28 protein-coding genes are annotated in these 26,092 nt (G+C 71.8%); 18 read left to right on the top strand and 10 right to left on the bottom strand.

The window, feature by feature from the left end; translation table 11 throughout:
- The first annotated feature begins 41 nt into the window (after positions 1 to 41).
- The 9 genes from tsaB (at position 42) to ACFVWY_RS03930 (ending at position 6,051) form a co-directional block, all read left to right on the top strand.
- Positions 42 to 704 carry a tRNA (adenosine(37)-N6)-threonylcarbamoyltransferase complex dimerization subunit type 1 TsaB gene (tsaB, locus tag ACFVWY_RS03970; RefSeq protein WP_389867040.1) on the top strand — a complete coding sequence of 221 codons (663 nt, stop codon included), beginning with the start codon at positions 42 to 44 and terminating at the stop codon, positions 702 to 704.
- Positions 701 to 1,216 carry a ribosomal protein S18-alanine N-acetyltransferase gene (gene rimI / locus ACFVWY_RS03965; RefSeq protein ID WP_389867039.1) on the top strand — a complete coding sequence of 172 codons (516 nt, stop codon included), beginning with the start codon at positions 701 to 703 and terminating at the stop codon, positions 1,214 to 1,216. Before tsaB ends, rimI begins: the two co-directional genes overlap by 4 nt.
- 3 nt (positions 1,217 to 1,219) lie before the next feature.
- The gene (gene tsaD, locus ACFVWY_RS03960; RefSeq protein ID WP_389867037.1) at positions 1,220 to 2,320 is read left to right on the top strand and encodes a tRNA (adenosine(37)-N6)-threonylcarbamoyltransferase complex transferase subunit TsaD; all 1,101 of its coding nucleotides are present in this window, start codon (positions 1,220 to 1,222) and stop codon (positions 2,318 to 2,320) included.
- Positions 2,317 to 2,592, top strand: a complete 276-nt coding sequence (locus ACFVWY_RS03955; RefSeq protein ID WP_389867035.1) for a hypothetical protein — start codon at positions 2,317 to 2,319, stop codon at positions 2,590 to 2,592. Before tsaD ends, ACFVWY_RS03955 begins: the two co-directional genes overlap by 4 nt.
- Positions 2,593 to 2,734: 142 nt before the next feature.
- Entirely contained in the window at positions 2,735 to 3,103 is a 369-nt protein-coding gene (locus tag ACFVWY_RS03950; RefSeq protein ID WP_389867033.1) for a YciI family protein, read from the top strand.
- Between the two features lie 52 nt (positions 3,104 to 3,155).
- On the top strand, positions 3,156 to 4,406 hold the full coding sequence (locus ACFVWY_RS03945) for an RNA polymerase sigma factor (RefSeq protein WP_389867104.1): 1,251 nt from the start codon (positions 3,156 to 3,158) through the stop codon (positions 4,404 to 4,406).
- Positions 4,407 to 4,468: 62 nt separating this feature from the next.
- Positions 4,469 to 4,933 carry a VOC family protein gene (locus ACFVWY_RS03940; protein ID WP_389867031.1) on the top strand — a complete coding sequence of 155 codons (465 nt, stop codon included), beginning with the start codon at positions 4,469 to 4,471 and terminating at the stop codon, positions 4,931 to 4,933.
- A 36-nt stretch (positions 4,934 to 4,969) separates the two neighbouring features.
- The gene (locus ACFVWY_RS03935; RefSeq protein WP_389867029.1) at positions 4,970 to 5,635 is read left to right on the top strand and encodes a hypothetical protein; all 666 of its coding nucleotides are present in this window, start codon (positions 4,970 to 4,972) and stop codon (positions 5,633 to 5,635) included.
- A 50-nt stretch (positions 5,636 to 5,685) separates the two neighbouring features.
- Positions 5,686 to 6,051: a hypothetical protein gene (locus ACFVWY_RS03930; protein WP_389867027.1), complete on the top strand. Its 366-nt coding sequence runs from the start codon at positions 5,686 to 5,688 to the stop codon at positions 6,049 to 6,051.
- Here ACFVWY_RS03930 and ACFVWY_RS03925 read toward each other — a convergent pair whose 3' ends face one another.
- A complete protein-coding gene (locus ACFVWY_RS03925; protein WP_389867025.1) occupies positions 6,052 to 7,308 on the bottom strand; it encodes a methyltransferase domain-containing protein in 1,257 nt (418 codons plus the stop codon).
- A gap of 82 nt (positions 7,309 to 7,390) precedes the next feature.
- On the opposite strand from ACFVWY_RS03925, the gene ACFVWY_RS03920 reads away from it, so the two are divergent.
- Positions 7,391 to 8,437: a polysaccharide deacetylase family protein gene (locus ACFVWY_RS03920; protein ID WP_389867024.1), complete on the top strand. Its 1,047-nt coding sequence runs from the start codon at positions 7,391 to 7,393 to the stop codon at positions 8,435 to 8,437.
- A 2-nt stretch (positions 8,438 to 8,439) separates the two neighbouring features.
- Here ACFVWY_RS03920 and ACFVWY_RS03915 read toward each other — a convergent pair whose 3' ends face one another.
- Positions 8,440 to 8,904, bottom strand: coding sequence for a DUF6234 family protein (locus tag ACFVWY_RS03915; RefSeq protein ID WP_389867023.1), 465 nt, complete (start codon positions 8,902 to 8,904; stop codon positions 8,440 to 8,442).
- Between the two features lie 312 nt (positions 8,905 to 9,216).
- Here ACFVWY_RS03915 and groES point away from each other — a divergent pair, with 312 nt between their 5' ends.
- On the top strand, positions 9,217 to 9,525 hold the full coding sequence (gene groES, locus ACFVWY_RS03910) for a co-chaperone GroES (protein ID WP_389867021.1): 309 nt from the start codon (positions 9,217 to 9,219) through the stop codon (positions 9,523 to 9,525).
- A 96-nt stretch (positions 9,526 to 9,621) separates the two neighbouring features.
- Positions 9,622 to 11,247: a chaperonin GroEL gene (gene groL / locus ACFVWY_RS03905; protein ID WP_389867020.1), complete on the top strand. Its 1,626-nt coding sequence runs from the start codon at positions 9,622 to 9,624 to the stop codon at positions 11,245 to 11,247.
- 99 nt (positions 11,248 to 11,346) lie between these two features.
- Here groL and ACFVWY_RS03900 read toward each other — a convergent pair whose 3' ends face one another.
- From ACFVWY_RS03900 to ACFVWY_RS03880, 5 genes are all read right to left on the bottom strand, one after another.
- A complete protein-coding gene (locus ACFVWY_RS03900; protein ID WP_389867018.1) occupies positions 11,347 to 12,375 on the bottom strand; it encodes a hydroxyacid dehydrogenase in 1,029 nt (342 codons plus the stop codon).
- Between the two features lie 35 nt (positions 12,376 to 12,410).
- Entirely contained in the window at positions 12,411 to 13,265 is an 855-nt protein-coding gene (locus ACFVWY_RS03895) for a carbohydrate ABC transporter permease (protein WP_376685980.1), read from the bottom strand.
- Positions 13,262 to 14,155 carry a carbohydrate ABC transporter permease gene (locus tag ACFVWY_RS03890; protein ID WP_389867016.1) on the bottom strand — a complete coding sequence of 298 codons (894 nt, stop codon included), beginning with the start codon at positions 14,153 to 14,155 and terminating at the stop codon, positions 13,262 to 13,264. Before ACFVWY_RS03890 ends, ACFVWY_RS03895 begins: the two co-directional genes overlap by 4 nt.
- Entirely contained in the window at positions 14,155 to 15,480 is a 1,326-nt protein-coding gene (locus tag ACFVWY_RS03885) for an ABC transporter substrate-binding protein (RefSeq protein WP_389867014.1), read from the bottom strand. The genes ACFVWY_RS03890 and ACFVWY_RS03885 overlap by 1 nt, the downstream gene beginning before the upstream one ends.
- 186 nt (positions 15,481 to 15,666) lie before the next feature.
- Positions 15,667 to 16,803, bottom strand: coding sequence for a substrate-binding domain-containing protein (locus ACFVWY_RS03880; RefSeq protein WP_389867012.1), 1,137 nt, complete (start codon positions 16,801 to 16,803; stop codon positions 15,667 to 15,669).
- 282 nt (positions 16,804 to 17,085) lie between these two features.
- Between ACFVWY_RS03880 and ACFVWY_RS03875 the strand changes: the two genes are divergently transcribed.
- The gene (locus tag ACFVWY_RS03875) at positions 17,086 to 18,303 is read left to right on the top strand and encodes a hypothetical protein (protein ID WP_389867010.1); all 1,218 of its coding nucleotides are present in this window, start codon (positions 17,086 to 17,088) and stop codon (positions 18,301 to 18,303) included.
- A gap of 8 nt (positions 18,304 to 18,311) precedes the next feature.
- Here ACFVWY_RS03875 and ACFVWY_RS03870 read toward each other — a convergent pair whose 3' ends face one another.
- A complete protein-coding gene (locus ACFVWY_RS03870) occupies positions 18,312 to 19,085 on the bottom strand; it encodes an SDR family NAD(P)-dependent oxidoreductase (RefSeq protein WP_389867008.1) in 774 nt (257 codons plus the stop codon).
- A 35-nt stretch (positions 19,086 to 19,120) separates the two neighbouring features.
- Positions 19,121 to 19,819, bottom strand: coding sequence for an MOSC domain-containing protein (locus ACFVWY_RS03865; protein ID WP_389867006.1), 699 nt, complete (start codon positions 19,817 to 19,819; stop codon positions 19,121 to 19,123).
- A gap of 81 nt (positions 19,820 to 19,900) precedes the next feature.
- Between ACFVWY_RS03865 and ACFVWY_RS03860 the strand changes: the two genes are divergently transcribed.
- The gene (locus ACFVWY_RS03860) at positions 19,901 to 20,791 is read left to right on the top strand and encodes a LysR family transcriptional regulator (protein ID WP_389867004.1); all 891 of its coding nucleotides are present in this window, start codon (positions 19,901 to 19,903) and stop codon (positions 20,789 to 20,791) included.
- A gap of 145 nt (positions 20,792 to 20,936) precedes the next feature.
- Here ACFVWY_RS03860 and ACFVWY_RS03855 read toward each other — a convergent pair whose 3' ends face one another.
- A complete protein-coding gene (locus tag ACFVWY_RS03855; protein WP_389867002.1) occupies positions 20,937 to 21,272 on the bottom strand; it encodes a WhiB family transcriptional regulator in 336 nt (111 codons plus the stop codon).
- A gap of 412 nt (positions 21,273 to 21,684) precedes the next feature.
- Here ACFVWY_RS03855 and ACFVWY_RS03850 point away from each other — a divergent pair, with 412 nt between their 5' ends.
- From ACFVWY_RS03850 to ACFVWY_RS03835, 4 genes are all read left to right on the top strand, one after another.
- The gene (locus ACFVWY_RS03850) at positions 21,685 to 22,296 is read left to right on the top strand and encodes a response regulator transcription factor (protein ID WP_003948568.1); all 612 of its coding nucleotides are present in this window, start codon (positions 21,685 to 21,687) and stop codon (positions 22,294 to 22,296) included.
- A gap of 298 nt (positions 22,297 to 22,594) precedes the next feature.
- Entirely contained in the window at positions 22,595 to 23,170 is a 576-nt protein-coding gene (locus ACFVWY_RS03845) for a sigma-70 family RNA polymerase sigma factor (RefSeq protein ID WP_072486721.1), read from the top strand.
- 171 nt (positions 23,171 to 23,341) lie between these two features.
- Positions 23,342 to 24,844 carry an IMP dehydrogenase gene (guaB, locus tag ACFVWY_RS03840; RefSeq protein ID WP_389867000.1) on the top strand — a complete coding sequence of 501 codons (1,503 nt, stop codon included), beginning with the start codon at positions 23,342 to 23,344 and terminating at the stop codon, positions 24,842 to 24,844.
- 104 nt (positions 24,845 to 24,948) lie between these two features.
- Positions 24,949 to 26,073: a GuaB3 family IMP dehydrogenase-related protein gene (locus ACFVWY_RS03835; protein ID WP_389866998.1), complete on the top strand. Its 1,125-nt coding sequence runs from the start codon at positions 24,949 to 24,951 to the stop codon at positions 26,071 to 26,073.
- Positions 26,074 to 26,092 lie beyond the last annotated feature (19 nt).

The raw sequence follows: 26,092 nt of genomic DNA, 5'->3' as shown, positions 1-26,092 counted from the left end.
AGGGCACCGTGCCCGCGTCGACGGAGCCGTACGCTGTTCGTGTGCTCTTGCTCGCCTTGGATACCGCCACCCCCGCCGTCACCGTCGCCCTGCACGACGGCACCGCCGTCGTCGCCGAGTCCGGCCAGGTCGACGCCCGCAGACACGGGGAACTGCTGCTGCCCGCCGTCGACCGGGTGCTCGCCGACGCCGGGGTGAGACTCGACGCCGTGACGGACGTGGTCGTCGGCGTCGGCCCCGGGCCGTACACCGGGCTGCGGGTCGGCCTGGTCACCGCCGCGACCTTCGGATCCGCCCTCTCCGTACCCGTGCACGGTGTGTGCACCCTGGACGGGCTGGCGTACGCGGCGGGCCTGGCCGGGCTTGAGGGCCCGTTCGCCGTCGCGACGGACGCCCGCCGCAAGGAGGTCTACTGGGCGCGGTACGAGAACGCCCGGACCCGGAGCGCCGGGCCCGCGGTGGACCGGCCCGCCGACATCGCCGGACAGCTGGCGGGGCTGCCCGTCGTCGGCGCGGGCGCGGCGCTCTACCCCGACGCGTTCCCGGACGCCCGTACGCCCGAGCACGTCAGCGCCGGGGCCCTGGCGGCGCTCGCCGCCGAACGGCTCGCCGAGGGCGCCGAGCTGCTGCCGCCGCTCCCGCTCTACCTGCGCAGACCCGACGCCCAGGTGCCGAAGAACTACAAGGTGGTCACCCCCAAGTGACGACCCCGACCGCCGTGCTGCGCGAGATGCGCTGGTGGGACATCGATCCGGTGCTGGCGCTGGAGAGCGAGCTGTTCCCGGACGACGCCTGGTCGGCCGGCATGTTCTGGTCGGAGCTGGCGCACTCCCGGGGCGCCGGGGCCACCCGCCGCTACGTCGTCGCCGAGGACCCCGCCGACGGCCGGATCGTCGGCTACGCGGGCCTCGCCGCGGCCGGTGACCTCGCCGATGTGCAGACCATCGGGGTCACCCGCGACCATTGGGGCGGTGGCCTCGGCGCCGCGCTCCTCACCGACCTGCTGAAGCACGCCACCGCCTTCGAGTGCGCCGAGGTGCTCCTCGAAGTCCGCGTCGACAACACCCGGGCCCAGAAGCTGTACGAGCGTTTCGGCTTCGAACCGATCGGCTTCCGCCGTGGCTACTACCAGCCGGGCAACATCGACGCACTCGTCATGCGCCTCCGCGTACAAGAGCACGTGCAAGAGCACGGACAAGAAACAGAGACTGACTGACTGATGGCTGACGAACCGCTCGTACTCGGCATCGAGACCTCCTGCGACGAGACCGGTGTCGGCATCGTCCGGGGCACGACCCTGCTCGCCGACGCCGTCGCGTCGAGCGTGGACACCCACGCGCGTTTCGGCGGCGTCGTCCCGGAGATCGCCTCCCGCGCCCATCTGGAGGCGATGGTCCCCACCATCGAGCGCGCCCTGAAGGAAGCCGGCGTCAGCGCCCGCGACCTCGACGGGATCGCCGTCACCGCGGGCCCCGGCCTGGCCGGGGCGCTGCTGGTCGGCGTATCGGCGGCGAAGGCGTACGCCTACGCGCTGAACAAGCCGCTCTACGGCGTGAACCACCTCGCCTCGCACATCTGCGTGGATCAGCTGGAGCACGGCCCCCTGCCCGAGCCCACGATGGCGCTGCTGGTCAGCGGCGGCCACTCCTCGCTGCTGCTCGCACCGGACATCACCGCCGACGTACGGCCGCTCGGCGCGACCATCGACGACGCGGCGGGCGAGGCCTTCGACAAGATCGCCCGGGTGCTGGACCTCGGCTTCCCCGGCGGCCCGGTCATCGACCGGCTGGCCAAGGAGGGCGACCCGGCGGCGATCGCCTTCCCGCGCGGCCTGACCGGCTCGCGCGATGCCGCGTACGACTTCTCCTTCTCCGGGCTGAAGACCTCGGTGGCCCGCTGGATCGAGGCCAAGCGCGCGGCGGGCGAGGAGGTGCCGGTACGGGACGTGGCGGCGTCCTTCCAGGAGGCCGTGGTGGACGTGCTCACCCGCAAGGCCGTACGGGCCTGCAAGGACGAGGGCGTCGACCACCTGATGATCGGCGGCGGCGTCGCGGCCAACTCGCGGCTGCGGGCGCTGGCCGAGGAGCGGTGCGAGCGGGCCGGGATCCGGCTGCGGGTGCCCCGCCCCGGGCTGTGCACGGACAACGGCGCGATGGTCGCCGCGCTGGGCGCCGAGATGGTGGCCCGCAACCGTCCGGTCTCGGACCTGGAGCTGTCCGCCGACTCCTCGCTGCCGGTGACCGACCCCCACGTACCGGGCGCCCACGCGCACACCCACGACCACGTCCACGAGATCAGCAAGGACAACCTCTACTCATGACCGTCGCCCTCATGTGGGAGGCCCGTGCCACGGCTGGCCGGGGCGCCGAGCTCCTGGAGTGGGCGCGGGCCCGCGCCGCCGAGCTGGCCCGTGAGCCGCTCCGCCGCGAGCTGCTGCGCGCCTCGCAGGACCGGGTCCTGGTGATCACCTGGTGGGAGGGCGGCCACGACGACGCGCTCCCCGAGCTGCCCGAACCGGACGCCGCGCTGGTCACCCGCCCGGTGCACCGCTGGCGTTTCGAGTCCGTGGAGGTCACCGGGGCGGGCGGCTGACCGCGCGGGTCGCCCGTGCTCCGGTGGCCGGCCGGACGGTTTCCCGAAAGAATTTCGCGGGAACTGTCGATCCGGCCGGATCCCGTTCGACGCAAGGGTGAGAGGCGGGGAGAGCCCCCGCCGCGCAGACCCGGGAGTCACCATGCCGCGCTTCATGACGCTGATCCGCATCGACGAGCAGAACCTGCCCGACAAGGCCCCGGACGCCGACTTCGAGAAGCGCATGGGCGCCCTCTTCGAGGAGATCACCAAGGCCGGGGTCATGCTGGAGACGGCCGGGCTCACCCCGACCTCCGAGGGCACCCGGCTCACCTGGTCCGGCGGGCGGCTCAGCCGGACCGACGGACCCTTCACCGAGACCAAGGAGGTCGTCGGCGGCTATGCCATCCTCCAGGCCAAGGACATGGCGGAGGCCCTGGAGTGGACCCGCCGCTTCCTCAGCGCCCACCCGGAGAGCTGGACCGTGACCAGCGAGGTCCGGCAGATCGACGAGGCCACCGTGGTCGGCTGACGGCCCGGCTTGCCCCGTCCCGGCCCTGCTGCTGGGATGGGGGACCGTGACAGTGACAACCGCGGCGGTCGAGGCGGTCTTCAGGATCGAGTCCCCGCGGATCGTCGCGGGTCTCACCCGCGTCGTGCGCGACCTCGGCATCGCCGAGGAACTCGCGCAGGACGCCCTGGTCGCCGCGCTGGAACAGTGGCCCGAGTCGGGCGTCCCGGAGAAGCCGGGCGCCTGGCTCATGGCCACCGCCAGACACCGCGCGATCGACCTCGTGCGCCGCAGGGAGACCTACGCGCGCAAGCTGGCCGAGGTGGGCCGGTCGCTGGAGGACGTGCCGTCGCCCGAGCCCGCCGAGCCGGACGCCATCGACGACGACCTGCTCCGGCTGATCTTCACCGCCTGCCATCCGGTCCTCTCCACCGAGGCCCGGATCGCCCTCACCCTGCGGCTCCTGGGCGGCCTCACCACGGAGGAGATCGCCCGCGCTTTTTTGGCCCCCGAACCGACCGTCGCCCAGCGCATCGTCCGGGCCAAACGGACCCTGGGCCGCGAGGGCGTCGCCTTCGAGGTGCCGTACGGGCCCGACCGGGCCGCCCGTCTCGGCTCCGTCCTCGAAGTGATCTACCTGGTCTTCAACGAGGGCTACACGGCGACCGCGGGCGGCGACTGGCTGCGTCCGGCGCTCTGCGAGGACGCGCTGCGGCTGGCCCGGGTGCTCGCCGGGCTGATGGAACGCGAGCCCGAGGTCCACGGGCTGGCCGCGCTGCTGGAGCTCCAGGCCTCCCGCACCGCGGCCCGGACCGGCCCGGACGGCGCGGTGGTGCTGCTCGCCGACCAGAACCGGGCCCGCTGGGACCGGCTGCTGATCCGGCGTGGGGTCGCCGCCCTGGAGCGGGCCGTCGCGGCGGCCGACGGGGGCGGGCTCGGCCCGTACACCGTGCAGGCCGCGATCGCCGCCTGCCACGCGCGGGCGGCGGCGTACGGGGACACCGACTGGGACACCATCGTCGCCCTCTACGACCGGCTCGCCGCGATCGCGCCGTCCCCGGTCGTCGCCCTGAACCGGGCCGTGGCCGTCTCCATGGCGCGGGGCCCCGAGGCCGCGCTCGCCCTGGTCGACGCCCTGGCCGCCGATCCGGCGCTGGACGGCTACCACCTGCTGCCCAGCGTGCGCGGTGACCTGCTGGCCCGGACGGGGCGTACGGGGGAGGCGCGCGCCGAGTTCGTACGGGCCGCCGGGCTGACCCGTAACGCGCGGGAGCGGGCCATGCTCCTGGACCGTGCCGGGCATCCGGCCCGCGACGGCCGATGAGTTCCGGTCCCCGGAGCGGTCCACCCTTTCACCGGACCGGCACCACACGACAGGAGCAGACCATGCAGAAGATCACGACCTTCCTGTGGTTCGACACCCAGGCCGAGGAAGCCGCGCGCTACTACGTGTCCGTCTTCGGCGGCGACTCGGAGGTCCTGGACGTCACCCACTACAACGACGCCGTACCGGACCGGGCGGGCACGGCCATGACCGTACGGTTCCGGCTGGCCGGCCAGGAGTACGTCGCGCTCAACGGCGGCCCGCAGTTCCCCTTCACCGAGGCGGTCTCGCTCGCCGTGGACTGCGCCTCGCAGGAGGAGACCGACGTCCTGTGGGCCGAGCTCACCAAGGACGGCGAGGAAGGCCGGTGCGGCTGGCTCAAGGACAGGTACGGCCTGTCCTGGCAGCTCGTGCCGCGCGGCTTCACCGAGGTCATGGCCGACCCCGACCCGGCCAGGGCACAGCGCGCCACCGCGGCCATGATGGGCATGCGCAAGCTGGACCTCGAAGCACTGCGCAACGCCTGAACCTTCCCGCACCGCCCGGTCGGTAGGGTCATGCCCATGTCCCCTCGCGCACCACTGCCGCCCCCGCCGCCGCCCGTGGAGATACGCTCCTGGCCCGACCGGGAGGCGCTGCTCACCGACCGGGCCGCGGTGCTCGGGCATCTGGTGCGCGTCCATGTGGGACCGGGGCGGCTGGTGGCGCTCTGGCTGTGGGGCTCGCTCGGCGCGTTCGGCTGGCTGCTGGTGGGCTCGGCGCTGCTCACCTTCGAGGAGACGTACGACGTGATCAGCGCCGGGGTGGGCTTCCTGCTGCTCGTCCTGGGCGTCTGCTGCCTGGTGCCCGCCGTCGTGCTCGTCGTCATCGGGCTGCGCCGCGACGGCCGGGTCCGTCGGCTGCTCGACGCCTGGGGCGGTCTGGACCGCGATCCGGCGCGGGACGCGGCGCTGCGGATGCCGGGCGCGTCCAGTGTCTGGCTGGTGCTGTCGTTCGTGCTCTGCGCGGCCGGCCTCGGCACCTGCTTCGTCTTCCCGGTGAACGCCCCGCCGGACGGGTACAGCCCGAGCCTGGCCGTCCTCGTCATGGGGCTCGGGATGATCGCCTGGCTGGTCGGGCTGATCGGCCTGGTCAAGGCGTTCGCCCACCGGCGCTGGGTGCTGCGGGTCCTGGCCGGGGCGCCCGCCCCGGCGCCGCTGTTCTCCGTCGGGGGCGGTTCCCACCGCTGACCGGCGCCCTATCCTTGCAGGGCACATGCGGCACGCAGGGGGAGGGCGTCATGGAGTGGTACTGGTGGGTGCTGATCATCTTCTGGATGGGCGGCTTCGGATGGGTCGTCGACAACGTCCGTACGGCGTTGCGCCATCGGCATGAACGCAAGCTCGAACTGCTGGAGACGGCCCGGCAGGAGCGACTGGCCGTCGAAGCGGCGAGCAAGCCGCCGGAGCCGGTCTGCGGCTGCACGCACCACCTCGCCAAGCACGACAAGCAGGGCCGCTGCCACGAGCGGGTCGAGGTGCCGACGGCCTGGGACGAGACCAAGAAGCCGGTCCGCTTCGAGTCCGGTCAGTGCAACTGCCAGCAGTACGTGGGCCCGCAGCCGCTCTCGCAGGTGTACGCGGAGGACCTGACCGACCTCGTCTGATCAGCCGTCGGAGCCGGTCAGCGGGTGGCCGATCAGCATCGTCGGCGCACCGGCCACCCGGGTCAGGAAGACCGTCGCGGAGTTCGGCCCCTGGAGCTTCATCCGGCGCCGCAGCTCCTCCGGTTCGACCGCCGAACCGCGCTTCTTGACGGTCAGCACGCCGACCTTCCGCTCCCGCAGCAGCGCCTTCAGCTTCTTCATGCCGAACGGCAGCTGGTCGGTGATCTCGTACCCGGTGGTGTACGGGGAGGTGTACGGCCGGTCGCCGGTGATGTACGCGATGGTCTCGTCGATCAGTCGTCCCTCGCACCGCGCGACCAGGTCGGCGACCAGACGGGCGCGGATCACGGCGCCGTCCGGCTCGTACAGGTAGCGGCCGACCGGGCCCACCGGCGGGGCGGGCAGCGGAGCGGCGGACCACAGGGTGGCGCCCGCCGGGAGCAGCGTGGCGCGGTACGCGCCGGGCGTGAAGCCCTCGCCGAACCAGAGCACCGCCTCCTTCACGTCGCCGCCGTCCGAGATCCACTCGGCCTCCGCCTGCTCCGGGATCGCCTCGTGCGGGATGCCGGGGGCGATCTTCAGGGCGGCGCGGGGGGCCGCGAGGGCGGCGCCGGTCGCCCAGGACAGCGGGGGCGAGTACGCCTCGGGGTCGAAGATCCGGCCCCGGCCGCCGCGCCGGGCCGGGTCGACGAAGACCGCGTCGCAGGACGAGGTGTCGACGGCGGCGACATCGGCGCACCGCACCTCGATCAGGTCGGCCAGCCCCAGGGCGGCCGCGTTGGCGCGGGCCACCTCGGCGGTCAGCGGGTCGCGGTCCACGGCAGTTACGCGGATGCCCGCACGGGCCAGCGCGATCGCGTCGCCGCCGATCCCGCAGCAGAGGTCGGCGACGTGGCGGACCTCGCCCCCAGCCGCGAACCGCCGGGCGCGGTGGGCGGCCACCGAGGTGCGGGTGGCCTGCTCGACGCCGTTCGGCGTGAAGAACATCCGGTGCGCGTCCTCGGCGCCGAACTTCGCCACCGCCCGCTGCCGGAGCCGGGCCTGCCCGAGCGCCGCCGAGACCAGGGCGGCCGGGTGGGTGCGGCGCAGCCGGGTGGCGGTGGCGAGTTCCTGGGCGGGGTCGTAGTCGCGCAGTCCGGCCAGGAGCGCGGCGCCCTCGGGGGTGCGCAGGGCCAGGAAGCCGGCGAGCGGGTCGGGGGCGTCGGACCGGCCGGTGGCGGACGGGTCGTTCGGGGCGAGAGCGTTCACCCGCCCCATTGTGAGCCAGCCGGGTAGACCGGCGGGCCCGGCGGCGGTGTCGGGCCGGGAGGCCGGTCGCCTGCTGGCAGGATGCGGCGCCATGCAACTTGTACGACAAAACGACAAATCAACCGCAAAACCTCCCAGACCGTCCGCGGAGCCGGACCGGCGACGGCATGGCCGTGGTCCGCGGCGGCCTGCCGTCGCCGTGCTGGCCGCACTCCTGGTCGCGGCGGTCGGCTCGGGCTGCGCCTCCGAGTCCGGCGGGCGGGTGCCGGGCGAGGCCGGATCCCGGGACCGGGCCCTCGCCGGGAACCCGGGCCCGCAGGCGGGCCTGAACCCCGCCGCCGGTCTGCCGGGCGTCCCCGGGCTCCGCCGCGGCCTGGCCCGCCTGCCCGGCGAGCGCTACGAGAACGCCCGGCTGACCCCCGCGGTCCGGGCGAGGATCGCCGCGAAGTGGGGGCTCGGCAGGCCGCCGCTGATCGCCCCGCTGCCACCCGTCGTGAAACCGCGCCTCACCACCCGTGAGGGCTTCGAGGTGGAGGGCGGGGACGACGCGCTGCCGCCGGTCTTCACCACCGTCCCGACCACGGACCGGGTCGTCTTCCTGACGATCGACGACGGCGCCGAGAAGGACCCCGAGCTGCTCCAGATGATGGACGAGCTGGACATCCCGTACAGCGCGTTCCTCAGCGATACCGAGGTGAAGGACAACTACGGCTACTTCGGCGAGGCGCAGCGGCTGGGCACCGTCCTCGGCAACCACACCCTCCACCACCCGTACCTGCCCGGCCTTTCGTATGACGAGCAGCGGCGCGAGATCTGCGGTCAGCAGGACGCCGTGGAGGAGTGGTCCGGGAAACGGCCCCGCCTCTTCCGCCCGCCGTACGGCAACTACGACGGCGACACGCTCCGGGCCGCGCGGTCCTGCGGGATCAAGGCCGTGCCGCTGTGGAGTGCCGAGGCCTTCCCGGACCGCATGGAGTGGCGCGAGGCGGACCGGGACCTGCATCCGGGCGACATCATCCTCACCCACTTCCGGGGCCGGGCCGCGTGGGGCGGCAGCATGACCGACCTGGTGCGGACCGTCATGAGAACCGTCACCGAGCGGGGCTACGCCGTGGCCCGGCTGGAGGACTACGTATGACGTCAGCCGCGTGAGCCGGGGCGCCCGCGGCTGTTCCCGCCGCCGAGGTACGGGTGGCCGCGGTGCCCCGGGCCGTCCATGTGCGAGGGCGCGGGCGCGACGGGCGGACGCGCGCGGCCAGCGTCCTCGGCGCCGCTCGGGACCGCCATCGCGCTCAGCGCCGGCACGGCCACCAGTTGCGTCCTGCCCGCCAGGGGCCAGCGGCTGCGCGTCAGGACGACGGCGAACAGGAGGGTCACCGCGCCGGAGGCGCCGGACACGAGGACGGGGGGCCAGAACACCGGCGGCGGTTCTGCCCGTTCCGGCTCCGGAGCGCCGGGGCCGGAACGCGAGAGGGCCGACGGGAGGAGGACGACCGCGCAGACCGCCCCCTCCAGGAGGAGGAGCGCCAGCCCGGGCGCCGCATCGAGGCAGCCGTTCACCGAGGCCGGGCGGTGCGTTCCCGGGGCAGGAGGGGAATCGGTCACGCCCCACGGTCGTACGGAACGGTCCGGTCCGTCCGTACGTTGCCCTCATGGTGTCCGGGCTGTTGTCCGGACTGCTGTCCGGGCGTCGGACCGGCCCCGGCCGGGCCCGGTCCGACGACGCCACGATCGCTCGAATTGGCACTCCGCTTGACCGAGTGCTAATCGCGGTCATAGTCTCACTTCTGGCACTCACCACTGGAGAGTGCCAACACCACTGCGCGACTGGCAGGTCCGGCACCCGCGACGACGGATCGGCCTGGTCGCCACCCAAGACTGTTACCCCGTGAGATCTCCGAAGGGGGAGACCGGATCGTGTCGACCGCCAGCTCCAAGGTTGCGATCAAGCCGCTCGAGGACCGCATTGTGGTCCAGCCGCTCGACGCCGAGCAGACCACGGCCTCCGGCCTGGTCATTCCGGACACCGCCAAGGAGAAGCCCCAGGAGGGCGTCGTCCTGGCCGTGGGTCCGGGCCGCTTCGAGAACGGCGAGCGTCTTCCGCTCGACGTCAAGACCGGCGACGTCGTGCTCTACAGCAAGTACGGCGGCACCGAGGTGAAGTACAGCGGCGAGGAGTACCTCGTCCTCTCGGCTCGCGACGTGCTCGCGATCATCGAGAAGTAATTCACCCACGTTTTCTGTGCTGCGCCCCTGGCCCCCCTGCGATAACCAGCCGGGTGGCCGGGGGCGCGGTTCGTTCGAGAGGAAAGCTCAGCTCCCATGGCGAAGATCCTGAAGTTCGACGAGGACGCCCGTCGCGCCCTTGAGCGCGGCGTCAACAAGCTTGCCGACACGGTCAAGGTGACGATCGGCCCCAAGGGCCGCAACGTCGTCATCGACAAGAAGTTCGGTGCCCCCACCATCACCAACGACGGTGTCACCATCGCGCGCGAGGTCGAGCTCGACGACCCGTACGAGAACCTCGGTGCCCAGCTGGTGAAGGAGGTCGCCACCAAGACCAACGACGTCGCGGGTGACGGCACCACCACCGCCACCGTCCTGGCCCAGGCGCTCGTCCGCGAGGGCCTGCGCAACGTCGCCGCCGGTGCCTCCCCGGCCTCCCTGAAGAAGGGCATCGACGCCGCGGTCAAGGCCGTGTCCGAGGAACTCCTCGCGACCGCCCGCCCGATCGAGGACAAGACCGACATCGCCGCCGTGGCCGCGCTCTCCGCGCAGGACCCGCAGGTCGGCGAGCTCATCGCGGACGCGATGGACAAGGTCGGCAAGGACGGCGTCATCACCGTCGAGGAGTCCAACACCTTCGGTCTGGACCTCGACTTCACCGAGGGCATGGCCTTCGACAAGGGCTACCTGTCCCCGTACATGGTGACCGACCAGGAGCGTATGGAGGCCGTCCTCGACGACCCGTACATCCTCGTCCACCAGGGCAAGATCGGCTCCATCCAGGAGCTGCTCCCGCTGCTGGAGAAGGTCATCCAGGCCGGTGGCTCCAAGCCGCTGCTGATCATCGCTGAGGACGTCGAGGGCGAGGCGCTGTCGACCCTCGTCGTCAACAAGATCCGTGGCACCTTCAACGCCGTCGCCGTGAAGGCCCCGGGCTTCGGTGACCGCCGCAAGGCCATGCTCGGCGACATCGCCACCCTCACCGGTGCGACCGTCATCGCCGAGGAGGTCGGCCTCAAGCTCGACCAGGCCGGTCTGGACGTGCTGGGCACCGCCCGCCGCGTCACCGTCTCCAAGGACGACACCACGATCGTGGACGGCGGCGGCGAGCCCGGCGACGTCAAGGGCCGGGTCAACCAGATCAAGGCCGAGATCGAGGCCACGGACTCCGACTGGGACCGCGAGAAGCTCCAGGAGCGCCTCGCGAAGCTGGCCGGTGGCGTCTGCGTGATCCGCGTCGGTGCCGCCACCGAGGTGGAGCTCAAGGAGAAGAAGCACCGTCTGGAGGACGCCATCTCCGCGACCCGCGCCGCGGTCGAGGAGGGCATCGTCTCCGGTGGTGGCTCCGCCATCGTCCACGCCGTCAAGGTCCTGGAGGGCAACCTCGGCAAGACCGGCGACGAGGCCACCGGTGTCGCGGTCGTGCGCCGCGCCGCGGTCGAGCCGCTGCGCTGGATCGCCGAGAACGCCGGTCTTGAGGGCTACGTCATCACCTCCAAGGTCGCCGAGCTCGACAAGGGCCAGGGCTTCAACGCCGCCACCGGTGAGTACGGCGACCTGGTGAAGGCCGGCGTCATCGACCCGGTCAAGGTCACCCGCTCCGCGCTGGAGAACGCCGCGTCCATCGCGTCGCTGCTGCTCACGACCGAGACCCTGGTCGTCGAGAAGCCGGCCGAGGAAGAGGCCGAGGCCGGTCACGGCGGTCACGGCCACTCCCACTGACGCACAGCCGTCAGGCGCACAGCCGAAGAAGGCCCCCTGCCCCACCGCTCGACGGTGGGGCAGGGGGCCTTTCGCGGTGACACGGGCCTTTCGGCGCTCTCAGGCCGAGTGGCTCAGGCTGCCGGAGTGGACCGGGTCCGCGAAGGGCAGACCGGCCGCGAAGCGCTCCAGCTCGTCCAGCGCCTGATCGGCCATCCGGTGCAGCTCGTCGCCGAGCGAACCCGCCACGTGCGGGGTGAGCAGCACGTTCGGCAGCTCGTACAGCGGCGAGTCGGCGGGCGGCAGTTCGGGGTCCGTCACATCCAGCACCGCCCGCAGCCGCCCGGCCGTCAGCTCCGTCAGCAGCGCCTTCTCGTCGACCAGCGAACCCCGGGCCGTGTTGATCAGCGTCGCCCCGGCCGCCATGGCGGCCAGCTGCGCCGCACCGATCAGATGGCGGGTCTCCGGGAGCTGCGGCGCGTGCACCGAGACCACGGAGCTGCGCGCGCACAGCTCGTCGAGCGGGACGGACCGCACACCCAGCAGCGCCGCCTGTGCGTCGTCCACGTACGGGTCGTACAGCAGCACGTCCAGGTCGAAGGGGCGCAGCAGCTCGATCACACGGCGGCCGATGCGGGAGGCGCCGACGATGCCGACGGTACGGCGGTAGTTTCCGGACCCGTCGAGTTCCGCGAGCCAGTCGTGCCCGGTGCGCAGTTCGCGGTAGCGGCGCGCGCTGTCCAGGACGCGCTTGTTGGCGAAGAGGATCGCGGCGAGGGTGAATTCGGCGACCGGCAGGGCGTTGGCCCCGGCCGTCGAGGTGACGGCGATGCCGCGTTCCCAGCAGGCGTCCGTGATGTGGTGCTTCACCGAACCGGCGGCGTGCACGACGGCGCGCAGCCGGGGTGCGGCGGCCAGCACCTCGTGGGTGAGCGGGGTGGCGCCCCAGCAGGTGAACAGGACCTCGGCCTCGGCGAGCGCGGCGGCCACGGCGGGCTCCGGGTCGGCCAGGTCGTGCGCGACGAGGTACGGGTCGGTGCGGGTGAGGGCGGCCAGCCGGGTGCGGTGGTGGTCGGCGAGGAGGCGGCCGGCGATGCCGGGCCCCATCGCGAGCAGGGCCGTCGGCCGGTTGTCAGTGGCGTGGGGCATGGTGGAACACGTACTCCTCGGGGCTCGCGATGAGGTCACTTGACGCTGCCGGCGGTCAGTCCGGCCTTCCAGTGCCGCTGGAGCGAGACGAAGGCGACGATCAGGGGGACGACGGCGAGGAGGGAGCCGGTGACGACGAGCGGGTAGAAGCTCGGCTCGCCGTGGGTGTTGGTGTTCCAGGAGTACAGGCCGAGGCTCAGCGGGAAGAGCTTGCGGTCCGAGAGCATCACCAGGGGGAGGAAGAAGTTGTTCCAGATCGCGGTGAACTGGAAGAGGAAGACCGTCACGAAGCCCGGCATGACCATGCGCAGTCCGATCGACCAGAAGACGCGCAGCTCACCGGCCCCGTCGATACGGGCGGCCTCCAGGGCCTCGTTCGGTATGTAGCCGGTGCTGAACACCCGGGCGAGATACACGCCGAAGGGGTTGACCAGCACGGGGATCAGCACGGACCAGTAGGTGTTGACCAGCCCGGTCTTCGAGGCCAGGAGGTACATCGGCAGGGCGAGCGCCGTGGTGGGGACCAGCACTCCCATCAGCACCAGCCCGAACAGCTTCTCCTTGCCCCGGAACTCGTACTTGTCGAAGGCGTACCCCGCGGCGACGCAGATCAGCGAGCAGACGATCGCCCCGCCGCCCGCGTACAGGAGGCTGTTGAGGTACCAGCGGAAGTAGATGCCGTCGCCGTAGGAGGCCAGGTTCGACAGGTTCTCGCCCAGGTTGAAGCCCTCGAAGGAGAACGCGTTGCCCGCGAGCAGCCCGCCGGTGTCCTTGGTGGCGGCCGTGACCAGCCAGACAAGGGGGAAGAGCATGTAGACGACGGCGAGCAGGAGGAAGCCGTTGACGGCGGTCTTCGACATCCAGCGGCCGCGGGAGGCGGGGGAGTTCATGCTTTCTTGCCCTTCCGGCCGGTGAAGCGGGTGACGACGAAGGACAGCAGCGCGGCCGTGAGCGCCAGCAGGATGGAGGCGGCCGCGGCGAGGCCGTAGTCATTGCGCTCGAAGGCCGCGGTGTACGCGTACATGTTCGGCGTCCAGGTGGAGGAGACGGCGGAGCCGGTCCCCTTGTTGAGGATCAGCGGCTCGGTGAACAGCTGGAGCGAGCCGATGACCGTGAACAGCGCGACCATCACCAGGGACGAGCGGATCAGCGGGACCTTGATGGAGAGCGCGGTGCGCCAGGCGCCCGCCCCGTCGACGGTGGCCGCTTCGAGCACCGAGCGGTCGATGGCCTGCAACGCGGCGTAGAAGATCACCATGTTGTAGCCGAGCCACTCCCACAGGGCGATGTTGACGATGGAGGGGAGGGCGCCGTCGGGGGAGAAGAAGTCGAAGCCGATCCCGCCGGACTCCATGGCGCTCACCACCGGGCTGAGCTGCGGGGTGTAGAGGTACACCCAGATCAGCGCGGCGATGATGCCGGGCACGGCGTGCGGCAGGAAGAGCGCGAGCTGGAAGAACCGGCGGGCGCGGGCCAGCGTGGAGTCCAGCAGCAGGGCGAGGGCGAGGGCTCCGGCGAGCAGCAGCGGAATGTAGAACAGGCAGTACCCGAGGAGTACACCGAAACCCTCGCGGAACGCCCGGTCGCCCAGCGCCGCCGCGTAGTTGTCGAGTCCGCTGAAGACGGTCTCGCTGCCGCCGAAGCCCAGGCCGGACTGTTTCTCGGTGAACAGGCTGAGCCAGACCGCGTATCCGATCGGCACCACCATGCACACGGTGAACAGTACGAAGAAGGGCCCCAGCAGGATGGCGGCGGCTCTGGTCGTCCGGGCGCGCTTCATCAGCCTGCGTCCTCTACCTTCAGCCCGCGCTTCTTCAGCTCGGCGACCGTCGCGTCGTGCCCGGCCTTCACGGCGTCCTTGATGGTGGTACCGCCGCTCGCGACCTTGCCGAACTGGTCCTTGATGGTGGTGTTCGCGGTACCGGTCGCCGGGCCCCAGGTCCAGTTCTGGCCGATGGACGCCGCGGCGCCCTCGAAGACCTGGTAGATGTCCTGACCGCCGTAGAAACCGGCGTCGAAGGACTTCTTGGCGGCCGGGCGCAGGGACGCGGCGGCCGGGAAGGCGCTCGACGTGCCGGACGCGATGCGTGCCTTGATGCCTTCCTCGGTGGTCGACATCCAGGTGGCGAACTCGACCGCGGCCTCGGCCTTCTCGCTGGTCTTGGTCACCGCGAAGGTGGAGCCGCCGAGCATGCCGCTGGAGGGCTTTCCGTCCCAGCTGGGCATCGGGGCGACGGCCCACTTGCCGCTCTGCTCGGGCAGCGTGCCCTTGAGGACACCGGCGCCCCAGGCGGCGCCCAGGTAGCCGACGGTGCCGCCGCTCTTGAGGGAGTTGGTCCACTCGGGGCTGAACGAGGCGTTGGCGCGGATCAGGTCGTCGTCGAGGAGGCCCTGCCAGTAGTCGGCGACCTTGTTGGTGGCCGCGTCGGCGGTGGCGATCTTCCAGGTGTCACCCTCGGGCTTGTACCACTGGGCCCCTGCCTGCCAGGCCATCGCCTGGAAAGTGGTCGGGTCGTCGGGGAAGAAGGTGCCGATGCGGACCTTCTTGTCGGCCTTCTTGATCTTCTCGGCGGCCTTGCGGAACTCGTCCCAGGTCGTGGGGACCTCGACGCCGTACTTCTCGAACAGGTCCTTGCGGTAGTAGAAGGACTGCGGCGAGGCGTCGAACGGAACGGCCCAGCTCTTGCCGCCGAGCGTGGTCAGCTCGACCGCCTGCGGCAGCAGCTTCTTGCGGATGTCCTCGGTGAAGTACGCGCCGATGTCCTGGAGCGCGCCCTGGCTGACGTACTCGGGGAGCTGCGGGTACTCGATGGAGACCAGGTCGGGGGCGTTTCCGGCCTTCACCGCGTTGGAGATCTTGGCGTAGCCGCCCGCGTTGCCGGACGGGATCTCCTCGTACACCACCTTGATGTTCTTGTGCGAGGCGTTGAAGGCGTCGACGACCTCCTTGGACCCCTTGGCCCAGCCCCAGAAGGTGATGCTGACGGGCTTGCCGTCGCTTCCGGCGGCGGCGTCGTCGCCGCTGCCGCCGCAGGCCGTGAGAAGGGCGAGGGCGGTGGCGGTGCCGACTACGGCGAGGGACGTTCTGCTCGTACTGCGGCTCACAGCGAGGCTCCTGAACTGGCGGCGACATTGGCGTTGGCCGTGATCCTTGGACCAGCCGTGACCGAAGTCAAGAGCGAAAGATCGATTGATCGAAAAAAGATCAGATTAGTTACGTACGGAAGAGTGCGGAATACCCTGCGGAGCCGGGAATCGGCGTCCCGGCCGGAAACGGGTCCGCTCGTACGGTTACGGGTGGTTGCGCGCCCCGCACGAGCCCCTGACCCGCAACTGCGGCAGCAGCGTCAGATGCCGCCGGGGCGCGCCCGTGCTCTGGCCCAGCCGCTCCACCAGCAGTTCCGTCGCGTGGCGGCCCACCTCGCGCTTGGGCGGCGCCACCGCCGTCAGCGGGGTGTCCGCGAGCGCGGCCACCTCGTCGTCGTAGGCGATCAGCGCCAGGTCCTCCGGCACGCGTACGCCCAGCTCGGCCAGGCGCTGCACCACCTGGATCGCGTCCACGTCGTTGTGGACCAGCGCCGCCGTCGCCACCCCCGTCATGACCGCCTCGCGCAGCGCCCGTACGGCCTGCTCGAAGGCGTCCGGGAAGAGCTCGGACGGCACGGAGTCGATCACGTCCTGCGGGGCCCGCAGCCCGAGCACCGCCAGCGCCTCCGCGTACCCGGAACGCACCGCGACGGCGGTCGGGGAGTCCGCGCGGGCCATCAGCAGCGGTGCCCCGTGCCCGAGCCGCACCAGATGGCGCACCGCCAGCAGCACCCCGTACGCGTGGTCCGAGCAGACCCGGTCCAGGCCGTCCAGCGGGGAGCCGGCGGCGGGCCTGCGTTCCAGCAGCACCGTCGGCGCGGGCAGCGAGGCGATCCAGTCGCCGAACGCGGCGGGGTCGCCCGGGTCCTGCCAGCCGGGGGCGACCAGCAGCCCCTCGGCGCCCGCGGAGAGCAGCCCCTCGGTGCGCGTCTGGTCCTCCTGCGGCCGGTAGTCGGAGATCCGCAGGACGAGCCGGGCCCCGGCCCGCGCGGCGGCTTCGTGGGCGCCGCGGATGACCTCGGCGAAGTAGTACGTCGAGGAGGGTGCGAGCATGCCGAGGACCAGCCCGCCGCCCGCGGGCCCGGAACCGGACGCGGGAGCGGGAGCCGGGCCGGAACCCGGGCCGGGCCTGTCCGCCGGGCCCGCGTCGGCGTCCCGCGGCCAGGACACCGATCCGTGGACCCGGTCCAGAAGCCCCCGGCCGGCCAGCTCCTCCACGTCCCGGCGCGCGGTGACCGGGGAGACCCCCAGCAGCGCGGCCAGGTCCGAGACCCGGGCCGAACCCCGCTCGCGCACCAGTCCGAGCAGGCGGTCATGACGTTCAGCGGCACTTTCGCGCACGGCAGCAGTCCCCTCGCAGTGTGTGACCCGTCGCAGTGTGAGGCCCGGTCCGCGGCCCGGCCGGAGCCGGTGTCGACCCTAGACCAAGAATGATCGAACGACGGAAGTTTCGATCATTCAAGTGCGATCCATTGACGTTCGATCAATTCGAGTTCAGGATTCCGGCCGTGCGGACCTGTCCCGTCCGCCACCGGGGCATCCCCCGGCCCCCGCGCCCAGCCCCACCCGCAGCCCGGCCCCGACCCCGGTTCCGGTTCCGGTCCCGACCGTTCGTACGGAGGAATGGTGAGACATCGCGGCACCGCCGCCGCGCTCGCGGCCCCGACCGCCGCCGGAGCCCTGATCGTCGCGGGCCGGACCATGGCGCAGGCCGCACCGGCCCGCACCTTCCACGCCGACTGCGCAGCCAGCCCGGCCGGTGCCACCTGCGGCGCCCCGTACCCCTGGGCCTCCCTCGCCGAGGCCGGCGCCCACGCCTACGGCCCAGGCGACCGGCTCCTGTTCAAGCGCGGCAGTACCCGCACCGGCACCCTCGCCCCCACCGGCGGCGCCTCCGCCCGCGCCCTCCTCGCCGTCGCCGACTACGGCACGGGCCCGGCCCCCAGTAGAGGCGCCCGCGTCGACCGCGACCGGGTCGACGGCTTCCAGCTCCGCTCGCCCTCCGCCAACGCGGGCATCTGGGCCTTCGGCACCGACGCCACCACCGTCGAGCACAACGAGGTCTCCGGTGGTGGCAACGCCCATGACGGGATGTCCTTCGACGCCGACGCCGACGCCGACGCCGACGCCGACGCCGACGCCGACGCCGACGCCGACGCCGACGCCGACGGCGCCTCGCGGAACACCGTCTCCCAGCACAACTGCCGCCACGACGACGAGGGCGGCTTCCTGCTGGTCTGCCCGTACGGCGGCGCCAGGACGACCGGCACCGTAGCCCGCTGCAACGCCAGCCGGAACGACGGCGCCCGCCTGATCCAGAACCGCCGGGGCCCGGTCCTCGGCACGAGGGTCTCCAGCGACACCCTCCACCACAAGGAGCGGATCCCCGGCTATCTCGTGCGGGACGACGCGGGCAGCCCCGGGACCACCCGGCACGAACGGGCCGTCCGCACCAACGACTTCGTGAGCGAGGGCACCGGCGGCTACGCCTTCAAGGACCCGGCCTCCGGGCTCTCCTCCGGCCACCACCTCTTCCACGGCATCGAGATGCTCCGCCCGAACCTTGGTGGCATCACCGCCGACCCGAGACTCCGGGACGACTTCCGGCTCGGTGCGGGCTTGCCCGCCCTCGCCGCCGGAGCCCTCATCGAGAACAACGGCGGCAGGGACTGCCTGGCCAACCCGCTGAAGCCCGGCGCCCCCACGATCGGTGCCTGCGCGGGCCGCGGCGTGCGCCAGGAAGGGCGCAGGGAAGGGCGCCAGGAAGGGCGCCAGGAAGGGCGCCAGGAAAGGCGCCGGGAAAGGCGCCGGGAAAGGCGCGGCCCAGGGGGACCGGAGTAAGCGGACACTCACTGCGGTCCGTACTTGCGGCCCGTCTTGGAGGTGACCCCTCCGAGCAGGCCGCGCGGCGTCACCTTCACCAGCCCCATCAGCGCCTTGTAGCGCGGGTCCGGCACCGAGAGCGACTTCCCGCGCGCCAGGTCCGCCAGTGCCGTTTCCACCAGCTTGTCCGCGTCGAGCCACATCCAGCTCGGAATGCTGCCGGTCCCCATCCCGGCCCGCTCGTGGAACTCCGTCCGTACGAACCCCGGGCACAGCGCCATCAGCCGCACTCCCGAACCGGCCAGGTCCTTCGCCGCGCCCTGGGTGAACTGCACCACCCACGCCTTGGACGCGCCGTACGTCCCGCGCGGCACGAAGGCGGCCACCGAGGCCACGTTGACGACCCCGCCGCGCCCGCGCTCGCGCATCGTGGCCGCCGCCGACGAGGTCAGCCGCAGCACCGCCTCGCAGTGCACCTTCAGCATCTTCAGCTCGTCGGCCATGGGCACGTCCAGATACTGGCCCTTGTTGCCGAACCCGGCGTTGTTGACCAGCAGGTCGACCGGGTGCCGACGGTCCGTCAGCCGCTCCTCGACCGCGGCGATCCCGTCGTCCTCGGACAGGTCGGCCCGCAGCACCTCGGCCTCGATGCCGTGCCGGTCGTGCAGCTCGGTCGCCTGCTCGCGCAGCCGCTCCTTGTCGCGTGCCACCAGCACCAGGTTGTGCCCGTCGGCCGCGAGCCGCCGCGAGAAGGCGGCACCGATCCCCGCGGTCGCTCCCGTAATCAGTGCAGTCGTCATACGCGGCACGTTAGTGCCTGTCCGCCGCGCCGTGATCAGTCGCCCGCCGCGTACGTGGCGACGTACGCCCGCGCGGCCCGCAGCGACTCGGGATGCAGTGCCTCCCCGGCCGCCAGCAGCCCCGGCAGCAGCTCCCGCCGGGTGGTCGAGGCCAGGAACTCCCGCTCCACGGTGACATCGTGGTCCGGGCGGTGCACGATCTCGACCGGGTCACCGGCCCGGACCGCACCCGGCTCGATCACCCGGAGATAGGCCCCGGGAGCCGCCGCCTGCGTGAACCGCCTGACCCAGCGCGGTTCTTCGACATGGCCCGCGAACGTACGGCACGGAATACGCCCCGAGGTCACCTCCAGTACCAGGTCCGGGCCGATCCGCCAGCGCTCGCCGATCAGCGCGCCGCTCACCTCCACCCCACGGGTCGTCAGGTTCTCGCCGAAGGCGCCGTTGCCCAGCGGACGGCCGAGCTCCCGCTCCCAGGCGTCCAGCTCCTCGCGCGCGAAGGCGTACACCGCCTGGTCGGATCCGCCGTGATGGCGCAGGTCGCACACGGCGTCCCCGGCCACCCCGCTGCCGCCGGTGCCCTTGGGGCCGGGATCGCTGATGAGCACCGGCCCGTCGACGGGCCGCTTGTCGATCCCGGTCGTGCCGGTGGGGGCGTCGGTGTACTCGACGGCCTTCGGCCGCCCCGCGTTCACGCTCAGCAGGGACGGCCGGGCCGGTTCCATGGGAGTCATGCGGCCACGCTAACCACTGCCCGCTCAAAGCCGCACGGCAATCATGTGCGTTCGGCCCCAAGTACCACTTATGGTTGAAGGGTGATCGAAGCTCGCCATCTCCGTGTCCTGCGCGCCGTGGCCGCCACCGGATCGTTCTCCGCCGCCGCGCGGGAGCTGGGCTGCACCCAGCCCGCGGTCAGCCAGCAGATGAAGGCCCTGGAGGGCTCCGCGGGCACTCCGCTGCTGATCCGCAGCGGACGGGAGATGCGGCTCACCCAGGCGGGTGAGGCGCTCGTCCGGCACGCCTCCGGCATCCTCGCCGGGCTCACCGCCGCCGAGGAGGAGGTCGCCGCCATCGCCGGGCTGCGGGCGGGCCGGGTCAGGCTCGTCTCGTTCCCCAGCGGCAGCTCCACCCTGGTGCCCGGCGCGCTCGCCGCGCTGCGCGAGGCCCATCCCGGCACCCGGGTCTCCCTCGTGGAGGCCGAACCGCCGCGCTCGGTCGAGATGCTCCGCGACGGCGACTGCGACATCGCGCTCGCCTTCCGCTACGGCGCGAACTGCGGCGAGTGGGACGACCTGGTGGCCCGCCCGCTGCTCGCCGACCGGCTGATCGGCCTGGTCCCCGAGGGGCACCCGCTGTCCGGGGCGGACGCGGTGGGCATCTCCGAACTGGCCGACGAGTCGTGGATCGCGGGCTGCCCGCGCTGCCGCCGCCAGCTCGTGGAGGTCTGCCAGGAATCCGGCTTCACCCCCCGGATCGACTTCGCCACCGACGACTACCCGGCGGTGGTCGGCCTGGTCGGCGCCGGGCTGGGGGTGGCGGTGCTGCCGGAGCTGGCCATCGAGTCGGTACGTCCCAAGGGGGCGCGCACCGTGGCGGTGGAGCCCGCCATCGAGCGGGAGATCGTCGCGCTGACCCTGCCGGACCTGGCCCAGGTCCCGGCGGTGGCGGCCACCCTGGACCACCTGTCCCTGGCCGCCGCCCGCTGAGCGGCCCACCCGGAAGCGCGAAGAGCACGGAGGCGCGCACACAGCGGCGCACCGAGCGGCGCGCCTCAGCGCACACGGAGAAGCCCGCCTGCGCCGGAGCCAGGCGAGGAAACGTTTCTGTACCGCAGTGGGCGGTGGGGCGGGGTCAGCCGTGCGCCGACGGGGACGGCACGCCCGAAGCTGCCGTCGCCGGGATCAGCCGACTGCGGGCCCGTCCCATGAGCTCTTCGCGTTCGTCCTCGGTCAGCCCGCCCCAGACGCCGTAGGGCTCGCGCACCGCCAGGGCGTGGGCCGCGCACTCGGCGCGTACCGGGCACCGCATGCACACCTCCTTCGCCGAGTTCTCGCGGGCACTGCGGGCTGCCCCGCGTTCGCCCTCGGGATGGAAGAACAGTGAGCTGTCGACCCCGCGGCAGGCCGCCAGCAGCTGCCAGTCCCACAGATCGGCGTTGGGTCCGGGAAGGCGGGAGAAATCTGCCATTGCTTGTCCCCTCGAAACCGTGCTGAGTCGGAAACGTCGTTGTGGTCCGTCGTCGACTGTGCCCACGACCGTACATCTACGGTGTAAGTAGATGTAAATATGACTGATTGCGAATCTATCCACAGACACCAGCAAAAGGGAAGAAAATCCGCTAAATGGGGCATACCTGGACATGAAGTTTCGGTTGCGGGTTAAATGAACCGCGTCGTTCTCCTCCGTGTGCACCCCCTCACGTAGAGTGCCGAATTCGGTTGTCCGACCCGTAACTCTTTCGAGTGACCGTCGTTGAGAAGGCGGAGGCGGTTGACGGAAAAAGCGATCGGGCAGGTGTCCGAGAGTGTCAACCGCACAGGTGACGACTTGTAACAGCCTGGAGGCTCAAGGTGACGCGCATCAGCTGCGGAGGACGGTCATGACATCCGTCCTCGTCTGCGACGACTCCCCGCTTGCCCGAGAAGCGCTCCGTCGCGCGGTCGCGACCGTGCCCGGGGTCGAGCGGGTGACGACGGCGGCCAACGGCGAGGAAGTCCTCCGCCGCTGGGGTGCCGACCGTTCGGATCTGATTCTGATGGACGTACGCATGCCCGGTCTCGGGGGGGTGGAGACGGTACGGCGGCTGCTCTCCGCCGACCCCGGCGCCAGGATCATCATGCTGACCGTCGCCGAGGACCTGGACGGGGTCGCGCTCGCGGTCGCCGCCGGTGCCCGCGGCTATCTGCACAAGGACGCCTCCCGCGCCGAGCTGCGCGCCACCGTCACCCAGGCACTGGCCGACCCGACGTGGCGGCTCGCCCCGCGTCGGCTGCGGTCGGCCGAGATGGGTGCGGCGCCGACGCTCACCGCGCGGGAGATCCAGGTGCTCGAAGGCATGAGTCACGGCCGGTCGAACGCCGAGATCGGCCGTGAGCTGTTCCTCTCGGAGGACACGGTGAAAACGCATGCCAGGCGTCTGTTCAAGAAGCTCGGCGCCTCGGACCGGGCGCACGCGGTGGCGCTCGGGTTCCGCTGGGGCCTGGTCCGCTGAGGCTCGGCCGCGGCCGGCGGCCGACCGTATCCCCGTCCGCGTACCGGCGGGCGGGGCGGCGCGAACGGTCGGTGTCGCACGGGTTCCGCCCCATCCGCGGAGCCCGTCGCGCCGGCGGTATGTGACGCTTCCCGGCCGATGCCGCATCCTTGGAGACGTGGAGTTCCTCGGGAACGATTCGGTCGAGCGGAAGGGGAGGGCGCAGGACATGACTTCCGGCGCACCCGCTCATAACGCTTCGGTGCACAACTCCGGACGCGGTGGCACGGATGGTGCGGCTCCGGGGCACCATGGTCCGATGCGTGACGACGAGACGACGGGGATCGGTGCCCTGGTGCACCGTGCCGTCGAGGGTGACGCGCAGGCCACGCATGATCTGCTGGCCCATGTTCACCCGCTCGCGCTGCGTTACTGCCGGTCGCGGCTGAACCGGCTGCCCGGTGACGCCCGTCACTTCGTGGAGGACCTGGCGCAGGAGGTCTGCGTGGCGGTGCTGATGGCGCTGCCCCGCTACAAGGACACCGGCAGACCCTTCGAAGCCTTCGTGTTCGCCATCGCGGGCCACAAGGTCGCCGACCTCCAGCGGGCCGCCATGCGGCACCCGGGATCGACGGCCGTGCCGTCCGACGAGATGCCCGAGCGGCCGGACGACTCGCTCGGGCCGGAGGAGCGCGCCCTGCTCAGCAGCGACGCGGCCTGGGCCAAGAAACTCCTCGCCAATCTTCCGGACAACCAGCGCGAGCTGCTCGTCCTCCGGGTCGCCGTAGGGCTGACCGCCGAGGAGACCGGGCAGATGCTGGGCATGTCCCCGGGCGCGGTCCGGGTCGCCCAGCACCGGGCCCTCAGCAGGTTGCGGGCGCTCGCCGAGCAGTGAGCGACCCGGAACCGGGCCCGTGGTCACGGCTTCGCACTCCGCGCGGACGCGGACGGCGGGTTCCGTGCGAAGCTACAGAAATCCCAAGTGATCTTGTTCGTGGAATGAGACGCGCCCGAAGGCCGTTAGCATGGACATCCGCACCGATCAAGGCCATTTGGGGAAGGTGTCATGACTGCAAACGTCGACGGAGTGCCCGAGAAATTCGCGACGCTCGGGCTGACATACGACGACGTGCTGCTGCTGCCCGGCGCATCCGAGGTGCTGCCGAACGCGGTCGACACCTCGTCCCGTATCTCCCGCAACGTACGGGTGAACATCCCGCTGCTCTCGGCGGCGATGGACAAGGTGACCGAGTCCCGCATGGCGATCGCCATGGCGCGGCAGGGCGGCGTCGGTGTCCTGCACCGCAACCTGTCCATCGAGGACCAGGTCAACCAGGTCGACCTCGTGAAGCGCTCCGAGTCCGGCATGGTGACCGACCCGATCACCGTGCATCCGGACGCGACGCTGGCCGAGGCCGACGCGCTGTGCGCCAAGTTCCGCATCAGCGGCGTCCCGGTCACCGACCCGGCGGGCAAGCTGCTCGGCATCGTCACCAACCGCGACATGGCCTTCGAGTCCGACCGAGGCCGCCAGGTGCGCGAGGTCATGACGCCGATGCCGCTGGTCACGGGCAAGGTCGGCATCTCCGGCGTGGACGCCATGGAGCTGCTGCGCCGCCACAAGATCGAGAAGCTTCCGCTGGTCGACGACGCGGGCGTCCTCAAGGGCCTCATCACGGTCAAGGACTTCGTGAAGGCCGAGCAGTACCCGAACGCCGCCAAGGACACCGAGGGCCGCCTCCTCGTCGGCGCGGCCGTCGGCGCCAGCCCCGAGGCACTGGAGCGGGCGCAGGCCCTGGCCGCCGTGGGCGTGGACTTCCTCATCGTCGACACCTCGCACGGCCACAACAGCAACGCGCTGAACTGGATGGCGAAGATCAAGTCCAGCGTCGACGTCGACGTCATCGGCGGCAACGTCGCGACGCGCGACGGCGCGCAGGCCCTGATCGACGCCGGTGTCGACGGCGTGAAGGTCGGCGTGGGCCCCGGTTCCATCTGCACCACCCGCGTGGTCGCCGGTATCGGTGTCCCGCAGGTCACCGCGATCTACGAGGCGGCCCTCGCCGCCCGCGCGGCCGGTGTCCCGGTCATCGGCGACGGCGGTCTGCAGTACTCCGGCGACATCGGCAAGGCGCTCGCCGCCGGTGCCGACGCGGTCATGCTGGGCAGCCTCCTCGCGGGTTGCGAGGAGTCGCCGGGCGAGCTGCAGTTCATCAACGGCAAGCAGTACAAGTCGTACCGCGGCATGGGCTCGCTCGGCGCGATGCAGAGCCGCGGACAGGGCCGCTCGTACTCCAAGGACCGCTACTTCCAGGCCGACGTGGCCTCGGACGACAAGCTCGTGCCCGAGGGCATCGAGGGCCAGGTGCCCTACCGCGGCCCGCTGGCCAACGTGCTGCACCAGCTCGTCGGCGGCCTGCGCCAGACCATGGGCTACGTGGGCGCCGCCTCCGTCGACGAGATGGAGCGCAAGGGCCGCTTCGTCCGCATCACGTCCGCGGGCCTCAAGGAGAGCCACCCGCACGACATCCAGATGACGGTCGAGGCACCGAACTACAGCAGGAAGTAACGCACCAGCGCAGCTGAGGGGCGGCCGGGGTTCCCCGGACCGCCCCTCAGCCGTGTGTCGGGGATACTGGACAACGCAGACGTAGAGGGAAAGGCCACACCATCGTGACTGAGATCGAGATCGGGCGCGGCAAGCGCGGCCGCCGGGCGTACGCATTCGACGACATCGCCGTCGTTCCGAGCCGCCGTACCCGCGACCCGAAGGAGGTCTCGATCGCCTGGCAGATCGACGCCTACCGTTTCGAGCTGCCGTTCCTGGCCGCGCCCATGGACTCCGTGGTCTCCCCGCAGACCGCGATCCGCATCGGCGAGATGGGCGGCCTCGGCGTTCTCAACCTGGAAGGGCTCTGGACCCGGCACGCCGACCCGCAGCCGCTGCTCGACGAGATCGCCGAGATGCCTGTCGAGGCGGCCACCCGCCGCCTCCAGGAGATCTACTCCGCGCCGATCCAGGAGGAGCTGATCGGGCAGCGCATCAAGGAGGTGCGCGACTCCGGTGTGGTCACCGCCGCCGCGCTCTCCCCGCAGCGCACCGCGCAGTTCTCCAAGGCCGTCGTCGACGCGGGCGTGGACATCTTCGTCATCCGCGGTACGACGGTCTCCGCCGAGCACGTCTCGGGCGCCGCCGAGCCGCTCAACCTCAAGCAGTTCATCTACGAGCTGGACGTCCCGGTGATCGTCGGCGGCTGCGCCACGTACACCGCCGCCCTGCACCTGATGCGGACCGGCGCGGCCGGTGTCCTCGTCGGCTTCGGTGGCGGCGCCGCGCACACCACGCGCAACGTCTTCGGCATCCAGGTCCCGATGGCGACCGCGGTCGCCGACGTGGCCGGTGCCCGCCGCGACTACATGGACGAGTCCGGTGGCCGCTACGTGCACGTGATCGCGGACGGCGGCGTCGGCTGGTCCGGCGACCTGCCCAAGGCCATCGCCTGCGGCGCGGACGCCGTGATGATGGGCTCCCCGCTGGCCCGCGCCACGGACGCGCCGGGCCGGGGCAGGCACTGGGGCATGGAGGCCGTCCACGAGGACGTGCCGCGCGGCAAGCTGGTGGACCTGGGCTCGGTCGGCACCACCGAGGAGGTCCTGACCGGTCCTTCACACACCCCGGACGGCTCGATGAACATCTTCGGCGCGCTGCGCCGGGCGATGGCCACGACGGGCTACAGCGACCTCAAGGAGTTCCAGCGCGTCGAGGTCACGGTCGCGGACTCGCAGCACCGCCGCTGAGCACCCCGCACGCACAGAC

It is taken from the genome of Streptomyces sp. NPDC058195, assembly GCF_042883525.1.
In the GTDB taxonomy this organism is placed as follows: Bacteria; Actinomycetota; Actinomycetes; order Streptomycetales; family Streptomycetaceae; genus Streptomyces.
This window is presented reverse-complemented; position numbering and strand designations above follow the sequence as displayed.

What these genes read in the sequence shown, in the direction of transcription:
- tsaD (WP_389867037.1), top strand. Translation starts at nt 1,220, where the DNA reads ATGGCTGACGAACCGCTCGTACTCGGCATCGAGACCTCCTGCGACGAG.
- ACFVWY_RS03955 (WP_389867035.1), top strand. Translation starts at nt 2,317, where the DNA reads ATGACCGTCGCCCTCATGTGGGAGGCCCGTGCCACGGCTGGCCGGGGC.
- ACFVWY_RS03950 (WP_389867033.1), top strand. Translation starts at nt 2,735, where the DNA reads ATGCCGCGCTTCATGACGCTGATCCGCATCGACGAGCAGAACCTGCCC.
- ACFVWY_RS03940 (WP_389867031.1), top strand. Translation starts at nt 4,469, where the DNA reads ATGCAGAAGATCACGACCTTCCTGTGGTTCGACACCCAGGCCGAGGAA.
- ACFVWY_RS03935 (WP_389867029.1), top strand. Translation starts at nt 4,970, where the DNA reads ATGTCCCCTCGCGCACCACTGCCGCCCCCGCCGCCGCCCGTGGAGATA.
- ACFVWY_RS03930 (WP_389867027.1), top strand. Translation starts at nt 5,686, where the DNA reads ATGGAGTGGTACTGGTGGGTGCTGATCATCTTCTGGATGGGCGGCTTC.
- ACFVWY_RS03925 (WP_389867025.1), bottom strand. Translation starts at nt 7,308, where the DNA reads ATGGGGCGGGTGAACGCTCTCGCCCCGAACGACCCGTCCGCCACCGGC.
- ACFVWY_RS03920 (WP_389867024.1), top strand. Translation starts at nt 7,391, where the DNA reads ATGCAACTTGTACGACAAAACGACAAATCAACCGCAAAACCTCCCAGA.
- groL (WP_389867020.1), top strand. Translation starts at nt 9,622, where the DNA reads ATGGCGAAGATCCTGAAGTTCGACGAGGACGCCCGTCGCGCCCTTGAG.
- ACFVWY_RS03900 (WP_389867018.1), bottom strand. Translation starts at nt 12,375, where the DNA reads ATGCCCCACGCCACTGACAACCGGCCGACGGCCCTGCTCGCGATGGGG.
- ACFVWY_RS03895 (WP_376685980.1), bottom strand. Translation starts at nt 13,265, where the DNA reads ATGAACTCCCCCGCCTCCCGCGGCCGCTGGATGTCGAAGACCGCCGTC.
- ACFVWY_RS03890 (WP_389867016.1), bottom strand. Translation starts at nt 14,155, where the DNA reads ATGAAGCGCGCCCGGACGACCAGAGCCGCCGCCATCCTGCTGGGGCCC.
- ACFVWY_RS03875 (WP_389867010.1), top strand. Translation starts at nt 17,086, where the DNA reads ATGGTGAGACATCGCGGCACCGCCGCCGCGCTCGCGGCCCCGACCGCC.
- ACFVWY_RS03870 (WP_389867008.1), bottom strand. Translation starts at nt 19,085, where the DNA reads ATGACGACTGCACTGATTACGGGAGCGACCGCGGGGATCGGTGCCGCC.
- ACFVWY_RS03865 (WP_389867006.1), bottom strand. Translation starts at nt 19,819, where the DNA reads ATGACTCCCATGGAACCGGCCCGGCCGTCCCTGCTGAGCGTGAACGCG.
- ACFVWY_RS03855 (WP_389867002.1), bottom strand. Translation starts at nt 21,272, where the DNA reads ATGGCAGATTTCTCCCGCCTTCCCGGACCCAACGCCGATCTGTGGGAC.
- ACFVWY_RS03850 (WP_003948568.1), top strand. Translation starts at nt 21,685, where the DNA reads ATGACATCCGTCCTCGTCTGCGACGACTCCCCGCTTGCCCGAGAAGCG.
- ACFVWY_RS03845 (WP_072486721.1), top strand. Translation starts at nt 22,595, where the DNA reads ATGCGTGACGACGAGACGACGGGGATCGGTGCCCTGGTGCACCGTGCC.
- guaB (WP_389867000.1), top strand. Translation starts at nt 23,342, where the DNA reads ATGACTGCAAACGTCGACGGAGTGCCCGAGAAATTCGCGACGCTCGGG.